Annotated in this window: 3 protein-coding genes; all 3 read left to right on the plus strand. The window is 67.9% G+C overall.

The window, feature by feature from the left end:
* A partial coding sequence (locus LQT98_RS23275; protein ID WP_231465565.1) for an acyl-CoA dehydrogenase occupies positions 1–629 on the plus strand: 629 nt, incomplete at its 5' end.
* A gap of 18 nt (positions 630–647) precedes the next feature.
* Positions 648–1,808: an acyl-CoA dehydrogenase family protein gene (locus tag LQT98_RS23280; RefSeq protein WP_231465568.1), complete on the plus strand. Its 1,161-nt coding sequence runs from the start codon at positions 648–650 to the stop codon at positions 1,806–1,808.
* A 34-nt stretch (positions 1,809–1,842) separates the two neighbouring features.
* The coding region (locus LQT98_RS23285) for a CoA transferase (protein ID WP_231465570.1) at positions 1,843–2,150 on the plus strand (308 nt) is incomplete at its 3' end.

Raw genomic sequence — 2,150 nt, forward strand, 5'->3', positions numbered from 1 at the left:
GGGCCGGCGGCCGCGTGGAATGGCTGCAGCCGCTGCGGCTGGGGGAAGCGGCCAGTCGCTACTCCTGCATCGTCGCCATCCAGGACAAGCTGGGCCGTAGCGGTCCGCTGCAATTCCTGACGCTGCGCCATGAAATCAGCGGCGAGAACGGCCTGGCGCTGGTGGAGGAACAGGATCTGGTGTATTGCCGCGCGCCGGAGGGCGCCGCGCCGGCGGTGGCGGAGGCGATGCCGGCCGCGCCATGGCGGCGCGCGCTGCGCGCCGACGACGTGCTGCTGTTCTGCTATTCGGCCCTGACACTGAACACCCACCGCATCCATTACAGCCGCGATTACGCGGTGGAAAGCGAAGGCTATCCCGGTCTGGTGGTGCAGGGGCCGCTGCTCGCCACGCTATTGCTGGAGCTGTGTCGCCGACATGCGCCGGCCTACCGGCCGCGCGGCTTCCATTTCCGCGCGCTGCGGCCCTTGTTCGCCGACAGCGACATCAGCCTGGGCGGCAGGCCGGAAACAGACGGTCGCGTTTCCCTGTGGGCGTGGAACGCGGCCGGGCAGCCGGCGATGGAGGCGGGCCTGAGCCAGGCGGCCACGAGGCTCAGCGCGTCGGATGGCGTGGCCAGCGGCGCGTGACGCGGAAAGGACGAGACGATGCAAACCAGCCAGGATACTTACCAGGAGTTGCGCGCGGCTGTGCGCGCGCTGTGCGCGCAATTTCCCGATGCCTATTTTCGCATGATCGACCAGCAGCGCGGCTATCCCGAAGCCTTTGTCGCGGCGCTGACCGAGGCCGGCTGGCTGGCGGCGCTGATCCCGGAACAATACGGCGGTTCCGGCCTGGGCCTGACCGAGGCCTCGGTGATCCTGGAGGAAATCAACCGCTGCGGCGGCAACTCCGGCGTCTGCCATGGCCAGATGTACAATATGGGCACGCTGCTGCGTCACGGCTCCGAGCGGCAAAAGCGCGACTACCTGCCGCGCATCGCCAGCGGCGAGCTGCGGTTGCAGTCGATGGCGGTGACCGAGCCCGGCGCCGGCAGCGACACCACCCGCATCCAGACCCGGGCCGTCCGCCACGGCGACCATTACCGCGTCAGCGGCCAGAAAGTGTGGATCTCCCGGGTCCAGCATTCCGACCTGATGATCTTGCTGGCGCGCACCACGCCGCTGGAGCGGGTGAGCCGGCGCTCGGAAGGCATGTCGCTGTTCCTGATCGATCTGCGCGCGGCGGTGGGGCACGGACTGAATGTGCGGCCCATCGCCAATATGGTCAATCACGAGACCAATGAACTGTTCTTCGATGAGCTGGAGGTGCCGGCGGAAAACCTGATCGGCGAGGAAGGCCTGGGTTTCCGCTACCTGCTGGACGGACTCAACGCCGAGCGGGCGCTGATCGCCGCCGAATGCGTGGGCGACGGCCGCTGGTTCATCGACCGCGTCGTCGGCTACGGCTGCGAACGCCAAGTGTTCGGCCAGCCCATCGCCCGGAACCAGGGCGTGCAATTCCCCATCGCCCGCGCCCACGTCCAACTGGAAGCGGCCAGCCTGATGCGCTTCGAGGCCTGCGTCCGTTTCGACGCGCGGCAAAGCTGCGGCGCCGAGGCCAATATGGCCAAGCTGCTGGCCTCGGAAGCCTCCTGGGAAGCTGCCAATGTCTGCCTGCAATTCCACGGCGGTTTCGGCTTTGCCTGCGAATACGACATCGAGCGCAAATTCCGCGAAACCCGGCTTTACCAAGTCGCGCCCATTTCCACCAATCTGATCCTGGCCTATGTGGCCGAACATGTGCTGGGCCTGCCGCGCTCGTTCTGAGCGCGGCGGCGCAGACGGCTTGAAGGAGTCCGCGATGAGGCCTTTGCAAGGCATGACCGTGCTGGCGCTGGAACATGCGGTCGCCGCGCCGTTCGCCACCCGGCAGTTGGCCGATCTGGGCGCGCGCGTGATCAAGGTGGAGCGTCCCGGCGGCGGCGATTTCGCGCGCGCTTACGATGAGCGCGTGGCCGGCATGTCCTCCTACTTCGCCTGGCTCAACCGCTCCAAGGAAAGCCTGACGCTGGACCTGAAGCGCCCGGAGGCGGCGGCGGTGCTCAGCGCGCTGCTGGAGCGGAGCGATGTGCTGGTGCAAAACCTGGCGCCGGGCGCGGCGGCGCGGCT

It is taken from the genome of Chromobacterium aquaticum (assembly GCF_021129195.1).
Lineage (GTDB): Bacteria > Pseudomonadota > Gammaproteobacteria > Burkholderiales > Chromobacteriaceae > Chromobacterium > Chromobacterium aquaticum.